Origin of the sequence: Coprococcus sp. RTP21428st1_C9_RTP21428_210409 (assembly GCF_040227395.1) — a bacterium.
Taxonomy (GTDB): Bacteria; Bacillota; Clostridia; order Lachnospirales; family Lachnospiraceae; genus Coprococcus; species Coprococcus aceti.
In genome coordinates this window covers 1-5448 of record NZ_JBEHVV010000111.1, presented here as the reverse complement: position 1 = coordinate 5448, position 5448 = coordinate 1, and the positions used below count along the sequence as shown (strand labels likewise).

The window sequence follows — 5448 nt, the reverse complement described above, 5'->3', positions numbered from 1 at the left end:
GATTTTGCCGCTGAATGATTCTTGAATTCCTTGACAAATGCAGGATCCTCGGCGAAGAATTTCTTCAGAAGCACCTTGTAATAATCCTTGTCGAGTGATTCCACGAGAGCCATAAGATCCTTGTACATCTGCTCTATATCTTTCTTGGTACACGGCATATAATCAGCCTCTGAGTATTCTCCCTCATCTGCAATACGAATCTTCTTGATATTGAGCTGAAGCTCATTGTTAAATGATGTGACCTGACCATCCACCTTGATAAAGTTCTTTGACTCAAAGTGTCCTATCGCATTGCTCAGCTCCCAGACCTTTCCGGCTATACTTCCTGTCTTATCCACAAGTTCCAGGTTGTAGTATGTCTTTCCGGATTTTGTAGTTCCTGTCTGCTTGTTCTTGCAGAGATAGACATTTGATATCATGTCGCCTTCATTGAAATCTGTTATAAATACCATTTTTCTTTCCTCTTTCTATGCTTAATTATTATTGTATGCTTTAATTTTAATCATATATAAGAATACAATAGGCGGTTGTGAAAATCCAGTATTTACTGAACATTTCCACAACCGCCTATATTACTATATTCCCCCACATCACATCTTATCATACTCATGAAGCTTATCTGAAGCAGCCTTCCCATTCTTCCGTGATTCTTCCCTGTCAAGCTTTCTCACTCCAAACAGCCCCTTGATGACAAATGCGATTCCAACGCACAGTGTTCCAAGAATAAGTGTAAGCTCAAGTCCTGACATATATCTCAGTGAAACATTCAGTGAGATTATGATGCATACAAAGAATGCTATACAAAGTCCTGTGAACACAAGTCCTGTTCCCATGTTCGGCTTAACCAGAAGTGCGATAAATGCGATGACCAACAGTACAATAAAGATTCCTCCAATATTCACACCACCACCTATACGAAACAGTGAACTTAAAAGTCCCCAGTCGGACACGACGACATTCTTAAGAAACATCACACCGCCTGCTATCATCAATACGATTCCCAATAAAAACTGCAATAACTCTTTCATAACCTGTCTTCTCCTCTTCTTTTTGTAATACGTAACTCTCTTTGTCTTAAGTCATATATCGCTTTATTTTTCCCCCAGATCAAACTGTATTTTATAATATCAGCTTTGTGTTTCTCCCGCAACCACAGCCGCTGAATTAATCAGGGAAAATGTGCCTATTTCTACACCTGCAATATGTTGACGCTCTATAATTATAAGGGGTATAATCAATTATGTATGTGTAGAATTAGAGACTTTATGTATATTTAATTATGCTTTTCATGCACTTATCATGTTTAGTACCTATCCGATTCAAAATCTACATATTATATACATAAAATATAGAACACGACATTAAAAACAAATAAGGAACACAGAAAATGAATCTAAGAACATTAAGAGTTATAGAATACAACAAAATAGTTGAGATGCTGACAACATTTGCCTCATCACCCATGGCGAAGAGGAAGTGTCAGCGCATAAAGCCCCGCAAGGATCTCGCCATGATCGAGACGCTCCAGCAGGAGACAAGGGATGCTCTTCGTCGTCTGAACACCCAGGGCAATCTGTCATTTGCAGGACTTAAAGATATCGGGGCATCTCTAAAGAGACTTGAGGTTGAGGGAATCCTCACCACCGCAGAACTGCTTGATGTGGCAAGCATGCTGGACCTCGCACTCACCGCCAAAAGATATGGTGAGAACGAAGGCACAAGCATGACCGATACGAGAAGGCGCAGTCAGGAGCAGATTGAGGAAGAGAAAGCTTCCAACAAGATGCTCGGGCTAAGCATGAACCCGGATGGCACCACATGCCCGGACAGCCTGCGCACGAGATTTCTGGAGCTCATGCCACTGGAGCATCTCTCCAGGGAGATTCACAGATGCATAATTTCTGAAAACGAATTCGCCGATGACGCTTCATCAGGTCTCAAGGCAGTGAGAAGGAACAAGCGCCTGACAAATGAAAAGCTGCACAACCAGCTTGCAAAGCTTGTCAGCGATACCAGCAAGCAGACCATGTTCCAGGATAACCTGGTAACCATGAGAAATGGCAGATACTGTATACCGGTCAAAGCCGAGTACAAGAACCATTTTCCCGGTATGATACACGACCAGTCGTCAACCGGTGCCACAGTGTTCATCGAACCTATGGCCATCGTGAACCTGAACAACGAGCTGAAGGAGCTGGACAATCAGGAGCTTGCCGAGATCGAGAAGATACTTGAATCACTCTCCGCCCAGACAGCGGCTGAGATAGAATATATCAAATACGACTTCGACACTCTGGCAGAACTGGACTTTATATTCGCAAGGGCATCATTTGCAAGAAGCTACAAGGGAACCGAACCGATATTCAACACCGATGGGATTGTCGATATAAAGCAGGGAAGACATCCGCTGCTGGAGAAGCACACCGTCGTACCTGTGGACATCAAACTGGGTGAGGACTACAACCTCCTCATCGTGACCGGTCCTAACACCGGTGGTAAGACGGTATCACTTAAGACTCTGGGACTCTTCTCACTCATGGGACAGTCCGGACTTCATATTCCGGCACTTGACGGTTCAAGACTGAATGTATTTGACGACGTATTTGCCGATATCGGAGATGAGCAGAGTATAGAACAGAATCTGTCCACCTTCTCATCCCACATGAGCAACATCGTGTACATACTGGATCACGTAACTCCAGGCAGTCTGGTCCTCTTCGACGAGCTGGGCGGCGGTACGGACCCTATAGAGGGTGCAGCACTTGCCATCGCCATCCTGTCACATCTGAACAACATGGGTGTCAGATGTATGGCGACCACACACTACAGTGAGCTCAAGACATTTGCCATGAGCACACCGGGTGTCGAGAATGCAAGCTGCGAATTTGACGTGGCAACACTCCAGCCGACATATAAACTGATGATCGGTATTCCTGGAAAGTCAAATGCTTTCGCCATAGCGAAGAAGCTTGGAATCGACGATAGCATCATCGAGAGCGCCAAGGCCAATATCGACAGCGATACAGTTGACTTTGAAACCCTGATTGCGGATCTTGAGAGAAGCAAGAGGGAGATTGAACAGGACAAAGCCGACATTGCAAGACTCAAGGAGGATGCAAAGCAGCTTCAGGAGCGTGCACAGATGAAAGACTCTGAGCTCTCCGACAAGAAAGCCGAGATTCTGGCAAAGGCACGTCAGGAGGCATCCGAGATCATAGAGGAGGCGAAGGCTGAGGCCGATGCCGCCATCAGGAAATACAACAAATGGACCACTAACCCGGCAAAGGCCGATGCAAAAGCGATGGAGGCCGAGAGACAGAAGCTCCGCGCGAAGATCAACGACCTCGGCAAGATGAACGAGGAGAAGCGCAAGACAGTGAAGTCAGACCACAAGGCATCTGACTTCAAGGTTGGCGATACAGTACATGTCATCAGCATGGATTCTGAGGGAACCATCACCGCACTGGCTGACTCCAAGGGCAAGCTCAAGGTCCAGATGGGCATAATAAGCGCATCTCTTCCACCTACAGATCTCCTGTTGGTTGAGCACGAGAAGAAGAAGCCGCAGAAGGCCACAGTCACAGGTGGCAAGAGCATGAACAGGATGATGAATATCAAGCCTGAGATAAATGTACTCGGTATGACGGTCGACGAAGCCACATCACTTGTGGATAGATTCCTTGATGATGCCCTTATGGCACATCTGCACAGAGTCACCATCATCCACGGAAAAGGCACCGGTGCTCTTCGAAAGGGAATACATCAGTTCCTGAAATCACAGCCACATGTCAAGTCCTTCCGTCTCGGAGAATTCGGAGAGGGTGATGCGGGAGTCACCATAGTGGAACTTTAAAATAATGCTTCAACAATGAAATCGGTGTACGCCTTCGGATTTTTTACAAACTATATTATTATAAATTTACTGGGAGGTTTATATATATGAGCAAAAATAATATTCTCATCGTTGACGACGACGAGAACATCGCAGAGCTTATATCACTCTACCTCAACAAAGAGTGTTATGAGACCGAGATAGCCGCAAGCGGAACGGAAGCTCTACAGTTATTTGAGGAATATTCACCTGATCTGGTTCTCCTGGATGTCATGCTTCCGGGAATGGACGGCTACCAGGTGTGTACAGAGATAAGAAAGACATCGAACACGCCTATCATCATGCTCTCTGCCAAGGGTGAGGTATTTGACAAGGTGCTGGGGCTTAAGATCGGTGCAGATGATTATATCGTCAAGCCATTTGACTCAAATGAGCTTGTGGCAAGGGTCGGCGCCCTTCTCAGGAGGTCAGCCATGACTGAGAGTGCACAGAAGCAGCCACAGAGCGCAGCTTACGATGTCACAAGTGCGGACCATGTAGGTACATTTGTGGAGTATGACGGGCTGGTCGTAAATATCTCCAACTACACTGTAACCTTTGAGGGACACAATCTTGAGATGCCGCCCAAGGAGCTGGAGATCCTCTACTTCCTCGCCAGCAGACCAAATCAGGTATTTACCAGGGAGCAGCTTCTGGACAAGCTGTGGGGATACGAGTATGTGGGCGACACGAGGACCGTGGATGTACATATCAAGAGACTTCGTGAGAAGCTGAACAACAATCATAACTGGAGCATTGCCACTGTATGGGGCATAGGCTACAAGTTTGAATGGAGATCATAATGAAGAAAACAGCATTTGACAAGATCGTGGTCGGATTCGTAGTGCTGGTTGTGATCATATTTGCACTGCTCATGGTGTACAGTATATCAACAGCACAGAATTCTGTTCTCTCAGAGCGCAAATCCACCATGAAAAACGAGATCACAATGCTTGCCGACGGCGCCATGACTGATTACAGCAACGGAACCATTGACAGCAAGGAATTATACAAGGAGCTTCAACATGCGGCGGATACCCTGGACATGGGAATCTGGCTCACCGATGAACGCAGCAACATTATTTTCAGGTCGGGAAGCTCTTCAGGAAGCAGTGAATCCGGTGGATCTTCCAAGGATTCAGATTCACACAGCAGCACAAATGACAACCTCAAGAATTATGTGGAACCGGATGAATTGTTTGCATCATTCTGCTTCGAGAATACATTTGGCGGCTATTTCTCGGAGGACACTCTGGTGATTGGCCAGCCTCTCTACTCGTGGAACAATTACATGGGAACTATCATCCTGACATCACCTATGACATTCAAGCAGGATATAAAGAGCAGGATGCTTTCAACGACATTTGTGCCATTCCTGATCCTCATGCTGATCGCCATGATCGCGCTTATGCTCATGTCAAACAGCCTGCTCAAGCCTATACGTGAGATCATCAAGACGTCCAAGTCATACGCCCAGGGTAACTTCAATGCCAGGGTAAATGTGACCGCGAAGAACGAATTCGGCGAACTTGCGAGATACATGGAGGAGATGGCAGATGAGCTGAGCCGTTCAAATG

The 5448-nt window shown here is 46.1% G+C and carries 5 protein-coding genes; 3 read left to right on the top strand and 2 right to left on the bottom strand.

The window, feature by feature from the left end:
- Positions 1–452: OB-fold nucleic acid binding domain-containing protein (locus ABUA34_RS13740; RefSeq protein ID WP_349823494.1), on the bottom strand; the 452-nt coding region annotated here is incomplete at its 3' end.
- 138 nt (positions 453–590) lie between these two features.
- Positions 591–1028 carry a hypothetical protein gene (locus ABUA34_RS13735; protein ID WP_022216954.1) on the bottom strand — a complete coding sequence of 146 codons (438 nt, stop codon included), beginning with the start codon at positions 1026–1028 and terminating at the stop codon, positions 591–593.
- A gap of 359 nt (positions 1029–1387) precedes the next feature.
- Here ABUA34_RS13735 and ABUA34_RS13730 point away from each other — a divergent pair, with 359 nt between their 5' ends.
- The 3 genes from ABUA34_RS13730 to ABUA34_RS13720 form a co-directional block, all read left to right on the top strand.
- The gene (locus tag ABUA34_RS13730; protein ID WP_349823493.1) at positions 1388–3853 is read left to right on the top strand and encodes an endonuclease MutS2; all 2466 of its coding nucleotides are present in this window, start codon (positions 1388–1390) and stop codon (positions 3851–3853) included.
- An 86-nt stretch (positions 3854–3939) separates the two neighbouring features.
- Complete coding sequence (locus ABUA34_RS13725) at positions 3940–4674, top strand: response regulator (protein ID WP_015534659.1); 735 nt, start codon at positions 3940–3942, stop codon at positions 4672–4674.
- Positions 4674–5448, top strand: a 775-nt coding sequence (locus ABUA34_RS13720; RefSeq protein WP_349823492.1) for a HAMP domain-containing protein, incomplete at its 3' end; no start/stop codon positions are given. The genes ABUA34_RS13725 and ABUA34_RS13720, both read left to right, overlap by 1 nt.

Excerpts from the sequence above, each read along its gene's own strand:
- ABUA34_RS13735 (WP_022216954.1), bottom strand. The coding sequence starts at position 1,028 with ATGAAAGAGTTATTGCAGTTTTTATTGGGAATCGTATTGATGATAGCA.
- ABUA34_RS13730 (WP_349823493.1), top strand. The coding sequence starts at position 1,388 with ATGAATCTAAGAACATTAAGAGTTATAGAATACAACAAAATAGTTGAG.
- ABUA34_RS13725 (WP_015534659.1), top strand. The coding sequence starts at position 3,940 with ATGAGCAAAAATAATATTCTCATCGTTGACGACGACGAGAACATCGCA.